The organism is Streptomyces sp. NPDC060205, from assembly GCF_042728395.1.
Classification (GTDB): domain Bacteria; phylum Actinomycetota; class Actinomycetes; order Streptomycetales; family Streptomycetaceae; genus Streptomyces.
On record NZ_JBHWZP010000043.1, the window covers coordinates 1 to 15,495 of the forward strand.

The 15,495-nt window shown below is 70.8% G+C and carries 13 protein-coding genes; 8 read left to right on the top strand and 5 right to left on the bottom strand.

Annotation, left to right across the window (positions count from 1 at the left end; all coding sequences use genetic code 11):
- Window positions 1-14: 14 nt before the first annotated feature.
- Window positions 15-830 carry an endo alpha-1,4 polygalactosaminidase gene (locus ACFWGJ_RS10665; RefSeq protein ID WP_387322456.1) on the bottom strand — a complete coding sequence of 272 codons (816 nt, stop codon included), beginning with the start codon at window positions 828-830 and terminating at the stop codon, window positions 15-17.
- A gap of 433 nt (window positions 831-1,263) precedes the next feature.
- Between ACFWGJ_RS10665 and ACFWGJ_RS10670 the strand changes: the two genes are divergently transcribed.
- From ACFWGJ_RS10670 to ACFWGJ_RS10685, 4 genes are all read left to right on the top strand, one after another.
- Window positions 1,264-2,655: a M1 family metallopeptidase gene (locus ACFWGJ_RS10670; RefSeq protein WP_387322458.1), complete on the top strand. Its 1,392-nt coding sequence runs from the start codon at window positions 1,264-1,266 to the stop codon at window positions 2,653-2,655.
- A gap of 289 nt (window positions 2,656-2,944) precedes the next feature.
- Window positions 2,945-3,871 carry an alpha/beta fold hydrolase gene (locus ACFWGJ_RS10675; RefSeq protein WP_387322460.1) on the top strand — a complete coding sequence of 309 codons (927 nt, stop codon included), beginning with the start codon at window positions 2,945-2,947 and terminating at the stop codon, window positions 3,869-3,871.
- Window positions 3,872-4,201: 330 nt separating this feature from the next.
- The gene (locus ACFWGJ_RS10680) at window positions 4,202-4,807 is read left to right on the top strand and encodes a hypothetical protein (protein ID WP_387322531.1); all 606 of its coding nucleotides are present in this window, start codon (window positions 4,202-4,204) and stop codon (window positions 4,805-4,807) included.
- A gap of 157 nt (window positions 4,808-4,964) precedes the next feature.
- Entirely contained in the window at window positions 4,965-5,870 is a 906-nt protein-coding gene (locus ACFWGJ_RS10685; RefSeq protein WP_387322462.1) for a universal stress protein, read from the top strand.
- Window positions 5,871-5,931: 61 nt separating this feature from the next.
- Here the strand turns inward: ACFWGJ_RS10685 and ACFWGJ_RS10690 are convergent, their stop codons facing one another.
- Window positions 5,932-6,588, bottom strand: a complete 657-nt coding sequence (locus tag ACFWGJ_RS10690; protein WP_387322464.1) for a CBS domain-containing protein — start codon at window positions 6,586-6,588, stop codon at window positions 5,932-5,934.
- Between the two features lie 34 nt (window positions 6,589-6,622).
- Window positions 6,623-7,087 (bottom strand): cyclic nucleotide-binding domain-containing protein, encoded by a 465-nt coding sequence (locus tag ACFWGJ_RS10695; protein WP_387322466.1) that lies wholly within the window; start codon window positions 7,085-7,087, stop codon window positions 6,623-6,625.
- A gap of 199 nt (window positions 7,088-7,286) precedes the next feature.
- Here ACFWGJ_RS10695 and ACFWGJ_RS10700 point away from each other — a divergent pair, with 199 nt between their 5' ends.
- The 4 genes from ACFWGJ_RS10700 (at window position 7,287) to ACFWGJ_RS10715 (ending at window position 12,048) form a co-directional block, all read left to right on the top strand.
- The gene (locus ACFWGJ_RS10700; RefSeq protein ID WP_387322468.1) at window positions 7,287-8,198 is read left to right on the top strand and encodes a universal stress protein; all 912 of its coding nucleotides are present in this window, start codon (window positions 7,287-7,289) and stop codon (window positions 8,196-8,198) included.
- 136 nt (window positions 8,199-8,334) lie between these two features.
- Window positions 8,335-10,593 carry a formate C-acetyltransferase gene (gene pflB, locus ACFWGJ_RS10705; protein ID WP_387322469.1) on the top strand — a complete coding sequence of 753 codons (2,259 nt, stop codon included), beginning with the start codon at window positions 8,335-8,337 and terminating at the stop codon, window positions 10,591-10,593.
- Window positions 10,590-11,330 carry a pyruvate formate-lyase-activating protein gene (gene pflA / locus ACFWGJ_RS10710; RefSeq protein WP_387322471.1) on the top strand — a complete coding sequence of 247 codons (741 nt, stop codon included), beginning with the start codon at window positions 10,590-10,592 and terminating at the stop codon, window positions 11,328-11,330. The genes pflB and pflA overlap by 4 nt, the downstream gene beginning before the upstream one ends.
- A 79-nt stretch (window positions 11,331-11,409) precedes the next feature.
- On the top strand, window positions 11,410-12,048 hold the full coding sequence (locus ACFWGJ_RS10715; protein ID WP_387322473.1) for a universal stress protein: 639 nt from the start codon (window positions 11,410-11,412) through the stop codon (window positions 12,046-12,048).
- Between the two features lie 21 nt (window positions 12,049-12,069).
- Here the strand turns inward: ACFWGJ_RS10715 and ACFWGJ_RS10720 are convergent, their stop codons facing one another.
- Entirely contained in the window at window positions 12,070-12,534 is a 465-nt protein-coding gene (locus ACFWGJ_RS10720; RefSeq protein ID WP_387322475.1) for a pyridoxamine 5'-phosphate oxidase family protein, read from the bottom strand.
- Between the two features lie 72 nt (window positions 12,535-12,606).
- Complete coding sequence (gene adhE, locus ACFWGJ_RS10725) at window positions 12,607-15,396, bottom strand: bifunctional acetaldehyde-CoA/alcohol dehydrogenase (protein ID WP_387322533.1); 2,790 nt, start codon at window positions 15,394-15,396, stop codon at window positions 12,607-12,609.
- Window positions 15,397-15,495: the final 99 nt, after the last annotated feature.

Below are 15,495 nucleotides of genomic sequence, written 5' to 3' on the forward strand. Positions count from 1 at the left end.
CGGCTCAGCAGGTCTCAGCAGGCCTTACGGACGTAGGCGCTGTCGCCGGGGGCGGTGACCAGCACATCACGCAGGACGACGCTGAGACGGCCGCCCCACTGGGCGCACGTCTCGTCGAAGTACTTCTGCTGGTACTCGATCACGATGACGTCGTCGTTGAAGCCCTCGGTGTAGTCGCCGCACTCCTTCCACTCGCCGCACTCCTCGGCGACGGCGAAGTCCAGGCCGGTCGCGGAGCGCTCGGTGGAGAGTTCGGGCGTGTTCTTCTGGCCGATGGCCAGGCCCTTGTCGTGGGCGTGGTCCGCGAGCAGCCTGACGAACGCCTTGGCGTTGGCCTTGCTGATCAGGTCGGTGCGGGTGAAGGAGTCGAGGTTGTCGGGCTCGACGGCGTCGAATCCCTTGGCGGCGCAGGCGTCGATCCAGGTGTTGACCTTCGCGGCGACCCGCTGGCGCTTGGCGGCGGTGCGGATGTCGAGGAAGGCCTCGTCCCAGTCCGGGTCGTAGACGACCTCTCCGTCGGCGTCCGTCAGCAGCATGTCGCCCCACTCGTCCTCGGCGCCCGGCTGAGCCTGGAAGGCGTTGACGTAACAGATGTTGTACAGGCCGGCGGCCGGGGACGCGGTGTGGTCACGGGAGACCACCTTGACGTCGGCGGCCGGGGTGTAGGCCTGGCCTATCTGGTAGTCGAAGGGCGCGTTGGCCGGGGGCGGTTCGACCGCCGGAGCGGCGTTCGCGCTCGACGAGACGAGCAGACCGCCGACGACGGCACACGTCAGGGACGCTGCCACGACGGCGGGCTTGCGGGATCGCACGCGATGGGTGTGGGGCATGTGGAGCTCCAGAAGGTGGGGGTACGTCCCCGCCTCGGACTGCGCTGGAAAGCGTCCGTCCTGGCGACTGTGTCCGGACTTGCGGTCGCGAGAACCGCACTACCGGCTGGGCGTACCTCTGGCGCCAGGAGTCTTGATGTTGGCGCTGCAGGGAGTAAATCGAGCGGCTCACGTGGTGTCAACCGGCCGGATCCGGTTGCGGAACGTTCACCACCAAACTCGTCTTTGGCACCGAGCGGTCCGCTTTCTCGACCAGTTGAGGCACTTTGACGACGGGGTGGCGAGGATGTGGAGAGTCAAGGAATGGGTGCCAACTGCCCAGCGAAACCTGATGACTTGGTAAAAATCCGGCACCAAGTCATGTACACGCCCATTCGGGGGAGTGCAGAGTCTGCGTGTCCGTTTCATCGGAACACGCGCGAAGGGATGACCCATGGCACTCTCCCGGTCGGCACGTCTGGGGGCGTTGGCCACAGCCGCCGCCTCCTTCTGCCTGATCGCCGCCGCACCCGCGCCCCAACCGGGCGCCGACGGCGTGGGCGACCCGTACTTCCCACAGCTCGGCAACGGCGGATTCGACGTACGCCACTACGGCCTCGACGTGGCGTACGACCCCGACACCGACCGCCTCGACGGCCGCACCACCATCACCGCGCGCGCCACCCAGAACCTCTCGTCCTTCGACCTCGACCTCCAGAAGCTGGAGGTGACGAAGATCGAGGTGAACGGCAGACCGGCGCGGTTCACGCGCGAGGGCGACGAGATCCGCATCAGCCCGCGCGACAGCCTGCGCAAGAACAGGACGTTCACCGTGACCGTCACCTACGGCGGTGTGCCCGAGCCGCTGAGCGGACCCATCGTCTTCGGCTCCGACTACGGCTGGATGAAGACCACCGACGGCGTCTTCGTCGCGTGCGAGCCCAACGCGGCGTCGACCTGGTTCCCCTCCAGCGACCACCCGGGCGACAAAGCCGCCTTCGACATCCGTATCAAGGCACCCAAGGGACTGACAGGGGTCTCCAACGGCCGCCTGGTCGGTACGTACGACGAGGGCGGACAGACCGTCGCCCACTGGCGCGAGACCGAGCCCATGGCGACGTATCTCGCGACGGCCACCATCGGCGAGTTCGACGTGAAGCAGGGCACGACCCCGGCGGGCACCCCGATCTACGTCGCCATCGACCCCGTGCTGGAGAACAGCAACAACGTCGACGTGTACGGCCTCACGGCCGAGGCCACCGACTACTGGTCGAAGGTCTTCGGTCCCTACCCCTTCGAGGAGACCGGCGCGATCGTCGACGACATGCCGCAGGCCGGCTTCTCCCTGGAGACCCAGACCAAGCCGGTCTACTCGGCCGTCCGCAGCGAGTCGACCATCGTCCACGAGCTCGCCCACCAGTGGTTCGGCGACTCCGTCTCGGTCGAGAAGTGGCAGCACATCTGGCTCAACGAGGGCTTCGCGACCTACTCCCAGTGGCTGTGGAGCGAGCACCGGGGAACGCAGAGCGCCCACGACTCCTTCCTCGCGGGCTACAACGCGCGCCCCGCGGACGCGGCCTTCTGGCAGACGGTCGTCGGCGACCCGCAGCGCGACACGATGTTCGCCTCCGCCGTCTACCAGCGCGGCGCGATGACGCTCCAGGTCCTGCGCGAGCGCATCGGTGACAAGGCGTTCTTCAAGCTGCTCCCGACCTGGACCAAGCAGAACCGGTACGGGAACGTGAACACCGACGATTTCATCCGGCTCGCCGAGAAGATCTCGGGCCGGCAGCTCGACGACCTCTTCCAGACATGGCTGTTCACGAAGGGCAAGCCCGCGCTGTAAACGGAGGGCGGTCCGGGCCGGGAGGCGCTGCACCGGTCACCGGCGCTGCCACTGCCTGTGCCTGTGCCTGTGTTTGTGTCTGTCTCTGTGGACGTGCTGGATGTGCGCATCCAGCACGTCCACAGAACATGGCTGTCCCCCGTGCGAGCTACGCGCAAGTGGCCTCTGACAGGTGACGATCCGAGCGCGCCGGAACCGTAGCGTCTGCGGTGTCGCCGCGATGCAGTGACCCTCGCGGCTTCCTCTTCCGGCCCAGCCCGAGGCCTCCCCTGTCGCTTTGGAGATCCACGTGAACCGCACCCTCAAGACGACCGCTCTGGCGACGACGTTCTGCGCGGTGGCAGGCGCCGCCGTCGTCGGCTACGGCCAGGTCGCCGCGCAGGCCCAGCAGCCGTCGCAGACCGCGACCGCCACATCCGCGCGGCACAGCGCCGGCCACGGGCACGGGGATGCCTTCACGGGCACCAAGAAGGTCCGCGTCGACGGCCACTCGGTCAACGTCTCCTGCTCCGGCCGGACCGTGGCCCGTAAACCCGTCGTCGTTCTCATGGCCGGGGGCGGCGACGGACTGGAGACGCTGGCCGGGCTGCAGCAGACCCTGAGCGACAGGGGCAGGGTCTGCTCCTACGACCGGCTCGGGGAAGGCGCGAGCGATCAGCCGAACGGTGTCCAGACCGTCGACGACAGCGGCAGGATCCTGACCGGCGTGCTCGACCGGATCGTCGGTGACCGCCCGGTCGTCCTGGCCGGTCACTCGCTGGGCGGCTACATAGCCGCCCGGTACGCCCCCAACCACCGGGACAGGGTCAAGGGCCTGGTCCTGCTGGACGCCACGATCCCGGCCCTCACCGCAGGGATCCGGCAGGCGATCCCCGCGTCCGCGACCGGCGTGGCGGCCGAACTGCGCGACCAGACCCTCGCGGTGAACGAGGGTCAGAACCCCGAGCGGTTCCTCATCGCCGACGCGCCGGTCCGTTCGGCGGGGCGCATCCCGGTGCGGATCATCGAGCACGAGTCGCAGTTCTCCGAGGTCCCCGACTACGGGCCCGCCCTGGAGCGGATGTGGGCCGAGGGCCAGCAGCAGTGGCGCGCCCTGTCCGCCCACAGCCGCGTCAGCACCGCCGCCGGCAGCGGGCACTACATCCACGTCGACCGCCCCGACATCGCCCTCAACGCCATCCGGCAGGTCACGGCACAGGCCACGCCCAACCGGTGAACCACCCCTGGTGCCCGGGAGCGTCCGGCCCTGTCCGTGCCGCTCGTCGAGGGGCTGACCGCCGGGCCGACCGGGCCCCCGCCGCCGGAGCCCGGGGCGTCGGCGGCTTCCGCACGGAGTGTCCCCAACCGTCGGACCCGGAGGGCGTGTTGCGGTAGCGCCGTGCCCCCTGTGCGATCACCGCCACCGGGTCGCAGCCCGACAGGCCCTGGCGAGAGGGACGTTCAGCGCCACCATCGCGGACCTTCGGCATCCGGTGCGCGGCGCCGCGTGGGTCAAGAGTGGGAGGTGTCAGAAAGCGAGCGGACCACCCTCGAAGGGACCACCACCATGGCCGTGCACGAGCACTCTCAGAACCGGACCGCATCCGCGTCCGGGGACGCGGTGTCGACCCTCACCGACACGCTCACCGGCACGCCCACCGCACGTGCCTACGCCTTCGCGTCGCTGCGTCTGCTGACCGGGTTCGTCTTCCTGTGGGCGTTCCTGGACAAGACGTTCGGCTTCGGTTACGCGACGCCGTCCGGCAAGGGCTGGATCGACGGCGGCTCACCGACCAGGGGATTCCTCAGCGGTGTCGCCGTCGGTCCGATGGAGTCCACGTTCCATGACTGGGCCGGGGCCACCTGGGCCGACTGGCTGTTCATGCTGGGCCTGCTGGGCGTCGGAGTGGCCGTCATGGCCGGGGTCGCGCTGCGGCCGGCGGCGGTGGCCGGGAGCGCGATGATGGCGCTGATGTGGATCGCCGAGTGGCCGCCGGCGAAGCATCTGTCCGACGGCGCGCCGAGCATGTCGACGAACCCGTTCGTCGACTACCACGTGATCTACGCCGTGGTCCTGATCGCCCTCGCGGCGGCCGGCGCCGGTGCCACCTGGGGCCTGGGCAGGATCTGGGCGCGGATCCCGGTGGTCCGCGACCACGCCTGGCTGCGGTGACCCTGACGTGACGCGGCGGACCCGGCGGACCCGACACGGGATCGCCGTGTCCGCCGGCCGCGGGGCCGTTCGGCCGGAGACGGGGGCCAACGGCCCCTGCAGCACGACACTCCAGCGCCCGACGCTGGAACCACCTCACCCCTCAGGAGGCATCATCATGGTCCGCACAGTTGTCGCAGGCCTCGACGGATCGGCCGAGAGCCTTGCCGCCGTCGAGTGGGCGGCGCGTGAGGCGAAGCTGCGGAGCCTGCCGCTGACGCTCGTCCACGTGTGGGAGCCGGTCCCCGAACCCATCGCCCAGGCACCGCTCCTGGGCGCCGAGACGCAGCAGCACTGGACCGAGCGCATTCCCCGCGAAGCGGCCGACGGTGTCCGGCTGCGTCACCCCGGCGTGGACGTGAGCGTGGAACAGCTCAGCGGCTCGCCCCGCGAGGTGCTGGCACGGGCGGCGAAGGACGCCGAACTGCTGGTCCTCGGCTCCCGGGGCATGAGCGGCATCGGAGGCTTCCTGCTGGGTTCCGTCGGCCAGGCCGTCGTCGCCCGGACGGAGCGGCCCGTGGTCCTGGTCCGCGCGGGGGAGCAGGCAGCCGACGAACACACGCTGGACCCGTCCGGCATCCCCTCCGCCGCAAGCCCCTTCCATCCCGTACTCCTGGGCCTCGACACCGACAGCCCGCACGACGCGGTGATCGAGTTCGCCTTCGACGCCGCGGTACGGCGGGAGTCGGGCCTGCGGGTCCTCCACGGCTGGAACCCGCCGCCCTACTACGCGTACGGACTCCCGACGGACCTCGGCCTCCATGACGAGCTGTCCAAACGGCACATCGCCGCCCTCGCCGAAGTGCTGCGCCCGTGGCGGCGGAAGTTCCCCGCCGTCGAGGTCGTCGAACGGTGCCGCTACGGCAGCGCGGCCAACCACCTGGCGGACGCGTCCCGCGAGGCCTGCCTGGTCGTCGTCGGCCGGCGGATCCGCCGCAGTCCCGTCGGCGTGCACATAGGCCCCGTCACACACGCCGTCCTGCACCACGCCACGGCCCCGGTCGCCGTGGTGGCGCACGGCTGACACCTACGACCAGGACGCCAGGACGGCTGACACCTACGACCGGTGGGCGGCGGCCGTCCGGTCAGGAGGGCCGGCGTTCTTCGGAGAGGTCGAACTCGACGTCCACGACGCCCTCGACGGCCCGTGCCAGCCGCGCGGCCACCGGGACCAGGGACGTGTCCCGGATGTGTCCGCTCAGCTTGACCACTCCGTCCCGCACCTCCGTCCATACGGCGGACGAGGGGGAGGGGAAGAGGTACGACACGACCTCCCGCCGTACCTCCTCCGCCATCTCCTCGTCGTCGCGGAGGAAGACCTTCAGCAGGTCGGCGCGGCTGACGATGCCCAGCAGCGTGCCCGACCCGTCGACGACGGGGAGCCGCTTGACCCGGGCGCGTGCCATCGTCCTGGCGGCCTGGGCGAGTGTCGCGTCGGGGGGTGTGGTGAGGGGCGGGGAGGTCATCAGTTCCTCCGCGGTCACCGCGCCGGCCTTGGCGAGGTCGGAGAGCCTGCGCAGTTGTGTGTAGCGGTCGGGGTCGCTGTCGCGGAACTCCTCCTTGGGCAGCAGATCGGCCTCGGAGACGACCCCGGCCACCCGCTGGTCGCCCTCCACCACGGGCAGGGCGCTGACCTCGCGTTCCTGCATCGTCCGCACGATCTCCTTGAAGGGGGTCCCGCGGTCGACGGTGGCGACGGTGCGGGTCATCACGTCGCTCACGACGTGCGGCGTGCCGTGCATGATGCCTCCTTGGACGCTTCGGTCGAGGGCGTTGTCACACGCGGCTGCCGCTGCCGTAGGGGGCGTACAGGTCCAGCAGCCGGGTGCGGGCCGCGCGCAGCCGGTGGGCCAGTACGTCACCGACCCACTGGGTGACCGCCATGCCGAACTCAGGATCGCTCCCGCACAGGGCGCGTACGGCCGTGGCGTCGAACTCGTGGGCGCGTACGGGCGAGGTGGCCTCGGCGCCCAGGTGCCAGGTGTGCGGCGCGAACAGCCAGGACCAGCCCACGAGTTGGTTGTGTCCTAGTGTCTCGATGACCGCCGCCCGCCGGCCGGGCACCCGCATGTCGAGGGTGACCGTGCCGGTGCGCACGATCCAGAACCGGTCGGCGCGTCCGCCCTCCTCGAAGAGGCGGGTGCCCGCCTCGAACGACACCTGGCGGGCGAGGTCCATCAACCGCTGCCGGTGTTCGGCGGGCAGGGCCCGCAGCATGCTCGACGTGACGGAATCGTTCATGGGGTGCCTCCATGGATGCATGCGGTCCTTGCGCTCACAGCGTCCTGCCGGGTCCCGGCCGCGGGCCATGGGCCACCCGGCCCCATGACCGGGCCGCCCGGTACTCGGCCGAGGTCCTTCGGCACCCTCCGCACGGGTGCCCGCCGGCAGGAAGCTCGACGGGAAGCGCATCCGGACGCGGACCGAGGAGGTAGGCAGCATGCTTCGCCATGTCACCGCAGGCGTCGACGGTTCCGTCGAGAGCCTGGCGACCGCACACTGGGCGGCCCGGGAGGCCGTGCGCCGCGGAGCCCCGCTGCGGGTGGTGCACGCCTGGCAGTGGCACCCTCGCCCTCCCGCCTCCGTCCCCCTGGGCAACACCGAGCACGAATGGGCCCAGCAGACCCTGGACCAGGTGGTCGCCGGTGTGCGGGCCGCGCACCCCGGCCTCTCCGTCGACGCCCAGCTGGTGTCCGACTCCCCGGTCAGGGGCCTGCTCTCATGGAGCGACGACACCGAGCTGTTCGTGCTCGGCTCCCGCGGACTGGGCGGGCTGGCGGGGTTCATGGTCGGCTCGGTGTCCCAGCGGGTCGTCGCCAGGTCCGTACGCCCCGTCGTGCTGGTCCGCGCGGGCAGGGCCGCGGCCGACGAGTACCCCACGACGCCCGGCAAGGAGGGTTCCTCGCAGGAGGACTCCAAGGCCCCCTACCGTGATGTCGTCCTCGGCCTGGACGTCCGGCGTCCCTGCGACGAACTGATCGAGTTCGCCTTCGAGGCAGCCCGGCTGCACGGCACCGCGCTGCGGGTGATCCACGCCTTCCGTGTTCCCTCGGCCGACGGCGCCGACCTGCACACGGTCACCGGGGCCCGAGCGGACGTGCTGGCCGCCCAGGAACGTGCCGTCGTCGCGACGCTGCGTCCGTGGTGCGCGAAGTTCCCCGAGGTCTCCGTGACCGAGACCGTCTCCGAAGGCCGCCCGGCCGCCGCCCTGGTCCACGCGTCGTCCGAAGCCTGCCTCGTGGTGGTGGGACGGAAGATCCGGGAGAGCCACCTGGGAACGCACATCGGCTCCGTGGCCCACGCGGCGCTGCACCACATCGGCGGTCCCGTCGCCGTGGTCCCGCACGGCTGAGTCCACCCGGCCCCGTCGGCCCGGGGCCGGACGGGCCACCTGTCGGCACTGTCCGGCACTGCCCGCGACGGCCGCGGCGGACGAGCATGTGAAGAGGGAGATGCGCACACGTGGAACAGGGAAGGGACGACCGACGATGACCGCAACCGCGAAAGCCGACCGCCGACCGGGCGACGCATGGCGTGGCTTCGCCGGGACGCAGTGGCGGGACCGCATCGACGTACGCGACTTCATCCAGGCCAACTACACGCCGTACGAGGGCGGGCCGGCGTTCCTCGCCGGTCCGACCGATCGCACCCTCGCCGTCTGGCACAAGGTCGGTGCGCTGTTTCCCGAGGAGCGGCGCAAGGGCATCCTGGACGTCGACCCGGTCACCCCTTCCACGATCACCTCGCACCGCCCGGGGTACATCGACCGCGACCGCGAGCTGATCGTCGGCCTGCAGACCGACGCGCCCCTGCGGCGGGCGATCATGCCGAACGGCGGACTGCGCATGGTGGAGAACGGCCTGAAGGCGTACGGCCACCAGGTGGACCCGTTCGTCTCGCGGGTCTTCGGGACCTACCGCAAGACCCACAACGACGGTGTCTTCGACGCCTACACACCCGAGATGCGGGCCGCCCGCCGGGCGGGGATCATCACCGGCCTGCCGGACGCCTACGGACGCGGCCGCATCATCGGGGACTACCGCCGGGTGGCGCTGTACGGCACGGCCCGCCTGACCGAGGCCAAGCAGGCCGAACGGGCCCTGCTGGACGCGCGGCCCTCCGACGCGGACGTCATCCGTGACCGCGAGGAACTGGCCGAGCAGACAAGGGCGTTGGGTGAACTGGCGGAGATGGCGGCCTCGTACGGCTGCGACGTCACCCGCCCGGCCGCCACCGCGCACGAAGCCGTGCAGTGGCTCTACCTCGGCTTCCTGGCCGCGGTGAAGGAGCAGAACGGCGCCGCGATGTCGCTCGGCCGCACCTCCACGTTCCTCGACGTCTTCCTCCAACGGGACCTGACGGAGGGCCTGATCGACGAGGTGCGGGCCCAGGAACTGATCGACGACTTCGTCATCAAACTGCGGATCGTACGGTTCCTGCGCACCCCCGAGTACGACGCGCTGTTCTCCGGCGACCCGACCTGGGTGACGGAGTCCATCGGCGGCCTCGGCACCGACGGCCGCCCCCTGGTGACCCGTACCTCCTTCCGCTTCCTGCAGACGCTCCACAACCTCGGTCCCGCCCCCGAGCCCAACCTGACCGTGCTCTGGTCGCCCCGGCTCCCGGCCGGCTTCAAGGAGTTCTGCGCACAGGTGTCCATCGACACCAGCGCCGTCCAGTACGAGTCCGACGAGCTGACACGGCCGCGCACCGGCGACGACACCGCGATCGCCTGCTGTGTGTCGGCGATGACGGTGGGCAGGCAGATGCAGTTCTTCGGCGCGCGCGTCAACCTCGCCAAGGCGCTGCTGTACGCGATCAACGGCGGCCGGGACGAGCTGACCGGCGAGCAGATAGGCCCCCGGACACCCGCGCTGACCGGGGAGTACCTGGATTACGAGGAGCTGTCGGCGGCGTACGACCGGATGCTGGACTGGCTGGCGGCCACCTACGTCAACACGCTGAACGTCATCCACTTCATGCACGACAAGTACGCGTACGAGCGCATCGAGATGGCTCTCCACGACCACCCGGTGCACCGGTTCATGGCGTGCGGCATCGCGGGCCTGTCGGTCGCCGCGGACAGCCTGTCGGCGGTCAGGTACGGCCGGGTCAAGGTGGTCCGCGACGCCACCGGACTGGCCGTGGACTACGCGACCGAGGGCGACTGGCCCGCCTACGGCAACAACGACGACCGCGCCGACGCCCTGGCCGTGAGCCTGGTCGAGTCCTTCATGGCCAAGGTGCGCGAGCATCCCACGTACCGGAACGCCGAACACACCCAGTCGGTGCTGACCATCACCTCGAACGTCGTCTACGGCAAGCACACCGGCAACACCCCCGACGGCCGCCGCGCCGGGCAGCCCTTCGCGCCCGGCGCCAACCCCATGAACGGACGCGACCGGCACGGTGTGGCCGCCTCCGCGCTGTCGGTGGCCAAGCTTCCCTACGCGCAGGCACGTGACGGCATCTCGCTGACCACGACGATCACGCCCGAGGGACTGGGCCACCGTCCGGAGGAGCGCGCGGCCCACCTCGTCGGCATCCTCGACGCCTACACCGCCGCCGGCGGCTTCCACATGAACGTCAACGTCCTGGACCGGCGGACGCTGGAGGACGCCATGCACCACCCGGAGAAATATCCGGAGTTGACCATCCGGGTCTCCGGGTACGCGGTCAATTTCGTACGCCTGACACGTGAGCAGCAGCTCGACGTGATCAGCCGGACCTTCCACGAAGCCCGATGAACCGCAGGGACACGACCGGCCGGATCCACTCCTGGGACCTGTCCACCGGCGTGGACGGCCCCGGGACCCGGTTCGTGCTCTTCGTCAGCGGCTGCCCGCTGCGCTGTCTGTACTGCGCCAACCCCGACACCTGGCACCTGCGGGACGGCCGGGACATCACCGTCGACGAGGTGATGGCCGAGATCGACAGGTACCGGGGGTTCGTCACCGCGGCCGGGGGAGGGGTGACGCTCACCGGCGGCGAGCCGCTGCTCCAGCCCGCCTTCACCGCCGAGGTGCTGCACCGCTGCAAGGAGGCCGGGCTGCACACCGCGCTCGACACCTCGGGCTTCCTCGGCGCCCGCGCCACGGACGGACTCCTCGCCGACACCGACCTCGTACTCCTCGACATCAAGTCCTTCGACGTGAACACCTACCGGAAGCTGACCGGCGGCGAACTGGCCCCCACCCTGAACTTCGCCACCCGGCTCGACCGGCTCGGCGTCCGCATGTGGGTCCGGTACGTCCTGGTCCCCGGCTGGACCGACGACCCGGAGGCCGTCAACGGCCTCGCCCGCTTCGTCGCGGGCCTCGACCGCGTCGACCGCGTGGACGTCCTGCCGTTCCACAAGCTCGGCGCGGCGAAGTACGAGGCCCTCGGCCTGCCCTTCCCGCTGCGGGACACGCCGAGCCCCGAACCCGAGCTGATCGGGCGCGTCCGGGAACAGTTCCGGAGCAACGGGGTGGCGGCCTACTGAGGGGCGGGACACGACACCTTCCTGGACACCCTCCACGACACCTTCCACGGCACCGAACGACACACGAGGGGGCAGCACCATGAGGATCCAGCAGGTGGTCGCCGGAGTGGACGGTTCGCTCGTCTCCGTACGGGCGTTGGACCGGGCGGCGGACGAGGCGGTACACCGCGCGGCCGCTCTGCGCATCCTGTACGCCGTGCCCGATCCGGACGAGGCCGGCCCGATCCTCGCGGCGGCCGGGGCACGGGTCGCCGCGCGGCACCCTGGCCTGCCGGTGACCACCGAGGCCGTGCGGGGCGGCGCCGTACGGGCGCTGGCGCGCGCGAGCGAGGACGCCGCGCTCACCGTCGTCGGGACCCGCGGGTTCGGAGGGCTCACCGGCATGCTGCTCCGGTCCGTGAGCCTGCGGCTGGCGGCGCGGGTGCACAGTCCGCTGCTGGTGGTACGCGGCGACCGCCGGCGCGGTGTGGGCGGTGAGGTGCTGCTGGGCCTCGCCGGTGACGCGGACCCCGACGTGGCCGTCTGCGCCTTCGAGGAGGCCGAGCGCCGCGGTGCCCGGCTGCGGGTCCTGCGCCGCGCACTGCTGGAGGCCACCCGGGCGGCCGATGTCGTCGTCATCGGCGCCCGACACCGCCGGCTCGGACCGCAGCTGGGCCCGACGGCGCACACCCTGCTGCACCGTTCCCACTGCCCCGTGCTCGTCGTGCCGACCGGATGAACGGCACCACCGGCCGGCGACTCACCTGCCTGCCCCGGTTCTTACGGCCGTGAGGCGGATGCCGGTGATCAGGTCGGGGTGGATGCGGACCGCGTAGTCCGTCGTGCGGTCCACCCAGGGGCGCAACAGCTGCCGGTAGCGGGCGAGTTCGTGCGACTCGGTCACCAGCTGGGCGTAGCCGGTGACCACGACGCTCCAGCCGAGATGCGTGTCCGGGTCGATGGCGTCGGCCTCGTAGGCGACGACCACTCCCGAGCCGCCGGTGTGCCGGGTGCGTGCGGTCAGGGCCGCTCCCTCGTGGGTGCGGATGACGATGTCCCCGGCGTCCAGCACGTGGTTGACCGGGCGGATGGTGGGCAGCGCGTGCCGGGTGAAGACGATCCTTCCCAGGGACACGGTGCCCAGCAGCCGCAGAGCCTCGTCGCCGTCGAGCTCGATGCTCTGGCGGGGCCCGGAGTCGACCGGCTCGGCGTTGTCGAAGACCATGGCGGATGTCCGTAGGGGGTCGTTGCACACCGCGTGTGCGTGATCAGGTCATGGGAACGGGGCCGGGATGCCTCATGCCGGCGCCGTTCGGCCCTCGTCCGCGTCCGCGTCCGACAGCCCCTGTACACCCACGCCCACGGCCACGTCGACGTCGGAGGCGTCCGCTCGGCCGTAGTAGGCCGCGCGCATGATCTCCTGCATGTCGTCGAGCATCGGCATCCGCGGGTTGGCGGGCGCGCACTGGTCCTCGTAGGCGTTGAGGGCCTGCTGCGGCAGCGCGTCGAGGAACGCGCGCTCGTCGACGCCGAGGGCACGGAACGACGGCTCGATGCCCACGGCGTCCCGCAGCCGTTCCACGGCACGGGCGAGGGACTCCACGCCCTCGCTCGGGGTGGCGGACGGAAGACCGAGGGTCCGGGCGATGTCCTGGAAGCGTTCCGGGGCGCGGTAGTGCTCGTACTTGGGCCAGCCCGTGAGCTTGGCGGGAACGGTGCCGTTGTAGCGGATGACGTGCGGCAGCAGGACCGCGTTCGTGCGGCCGTGCGCGACGTGGAAGGTGGCGCCGAGGGTGTGGGACATGGCGTGGACGATGCCGAGGAAGGCGTTGCCGAAGGCCATTCCGGCGATGGTGCCGGCGTTGTGCATCTTCTCCCGCGCGTCCGCCCGGTCCGTGCGGTCGTCGACCGCCGCCTCGATGTGGTCGAAGACCAGCCGGATCGCGTGGAGGGCCAGACCGTCGGTGAAGTCGTTGGCGTACACGGACACGTACGACTCGATGGCGTGGGTCAGGGCGTCGAAGCCGCTGTCGGCGGCCAGCGCCGGCGGCAGCTCCTTGGTGAGCGACGGATCGACGATGGCCACACTCGGGGTGAGCGCGTAGTCCGCCAACGGGTACTTCTTGCCGGTGGCCGGATCGGAGATGACGGCGAAGGGGGTGACCTCGGCGCCGGTGCCGGAGGTGGTGGGCACGCACACCAGACGGGCGCGGGCGCCGAGCACGGGGAAGCGGAAGGCACGCTTGCGGATGTCGGAGAATTTCTGCCGCATGTCGGTGAAGTCGATGTCCTTGCCGCGTGCGTGCTGCTCGTACAGCAGCCACATCACCTTGGCCGCGTCCATGGGCGAGCCACCGCCCAGCGCGATGATCGTGTCGGGGCGGAAGTCGTCCATCAGACGGGCGCCGTGCCGCACGGAGTCGATGCTCGGCTCCGGCTCGACGTTGTCGATGACCTGGAGCGTGACCGGGTCGTCCCGGAGCTGCAGGACCCGCGTGACGCGGTCGACGAAGCCGAGGCGGGTCATGGTCGCGTCGGTGACGACCGTGACGCGGTGGATGCCCGCCATGGAGGTCAGGTACCGGATGGACCGGGGCTCGAAGTAGATCTTCGGCGGGACCTTGAACCACTGCAGGTTGTTGCGGCGCGTGCTCACCCTCTTGATGTTCAGCAGCTGTGCGGCGGAGACGTTGTCGGACACGGAGGTGTTGCCCCAGGAGCCGCAGCCCAGGGTCAGTGACGGCAGCAGGTGGTTGTAGATGCCGCCGATCGCGCCTTGCGAGGAGGGTGCGTTGACGATGATCCGCACGGTCTTCATCCGCCGCCCGTACGCCTCGGCGAGCGCGGTGTCCCCGGTGTGGATGACGGCGCTGTGCCCCTGGCCGTGGAAGGCGACCATGTCGGCGGCCAGATCGAAGCCCTGCTGCTCCGATCCGGCCCGCAGTACGGCCAGGACGGGACAGAGCTTCTCACGGGTCAACGGCTCCTGGGGGCCGACCCGTTCGGCCTCCACCAGGAGGAGGGAGGTGTGGGCGGGCACGGTGAATCCGGCCCGCTCGGCGATCCACGCCGCGCTCTGCCCGACCGCCGAGGAATTGACCTTGGGCTCCCGGCCGCCGTCCGCCGCCCGGCCCTCGGGGACGTCGGCGGCAGCGTCAGCAGCAGCGGTGGCGGTGGTGGTGGCGGTGGGGAAGAGGAACGCCTCCAGTTTCGCCTTCTCCTCGGCGGTCGCCCGGTGCGCGTGCAGGATCCGGAACTCGGCCAGGGCCTCGTCGTAGATCTCGTCGTCCAGGATGACGGCCTGCTCGGAGGCGCAGATCATCCCGTTGTCGAACGACTTCGACAGCACCAGGTCGTTGACGGCCCGGCGCAGCGCGGCGCTCCTGTGCACATACGCGGGAACGTTGCCCGCGCCCACGCCCAGCGCCGGTTTGCCCGCCGAATAGGCGGCCTTCACCATGGCGTTGCCGCCGGTGGCGAGGATCAGGGAGACGCCCGGGTGGTGCATGAGGGCACCGGTCGCCTGCAGCGACGGGGTCTCTATCCACTGGACGCAGTGCTCCGGAGCCCCGGCGGCGACGGCGGCGTTCCGTACGACCTGGGCCGTGCGGGCGCTGCAGCGCTGCGCCGAGGGGTGGAAGGCGAACACGATCGGATTGCGGGTCTTCAGCGCCATCAGCGCCTTGAAGACGGTGGTCGAGGTCGGGTTGGTGACCGGGGTGATCGCGCACACCACACCCACCGGTTCCGCGATCTCGACCATGTCCTCGATGTCGTCGCGGGCGATGACGCCGACGGTCTTCATGGGGCCCATGCTGTGCGTCACGTGCTCGCACGCGAACATGTTCTTGGCGGCCTTGTCCTCGAAGATCCCGCGTCCCGTCTCCTCGACGGCGAGCCGGGCCAGCGCGGTGTGCTGGTCCAGGGCCGCGACGGACGCCTTCTTGACGATGTGGTCGACCTGTTCCTGTGTCAGGGCCTCGTAGTCGGCGAGGGCCTTGAGACCCGCCGTCACGAGCCGGTCCACGGCGACGGCGATGTCGGACGGTACCTCGGTGGTTCCCTCGGCCGTCGTTCCCTCGGCCATGAGCGCCTCGGCCGTGCTCGCCGTGCTCGCCGTGGGTCCGGCGCCGTGTCGGGTCATGGCGTACACCTCCGGGTTCGTGTGCCGTCGCGGTGGCCGGCG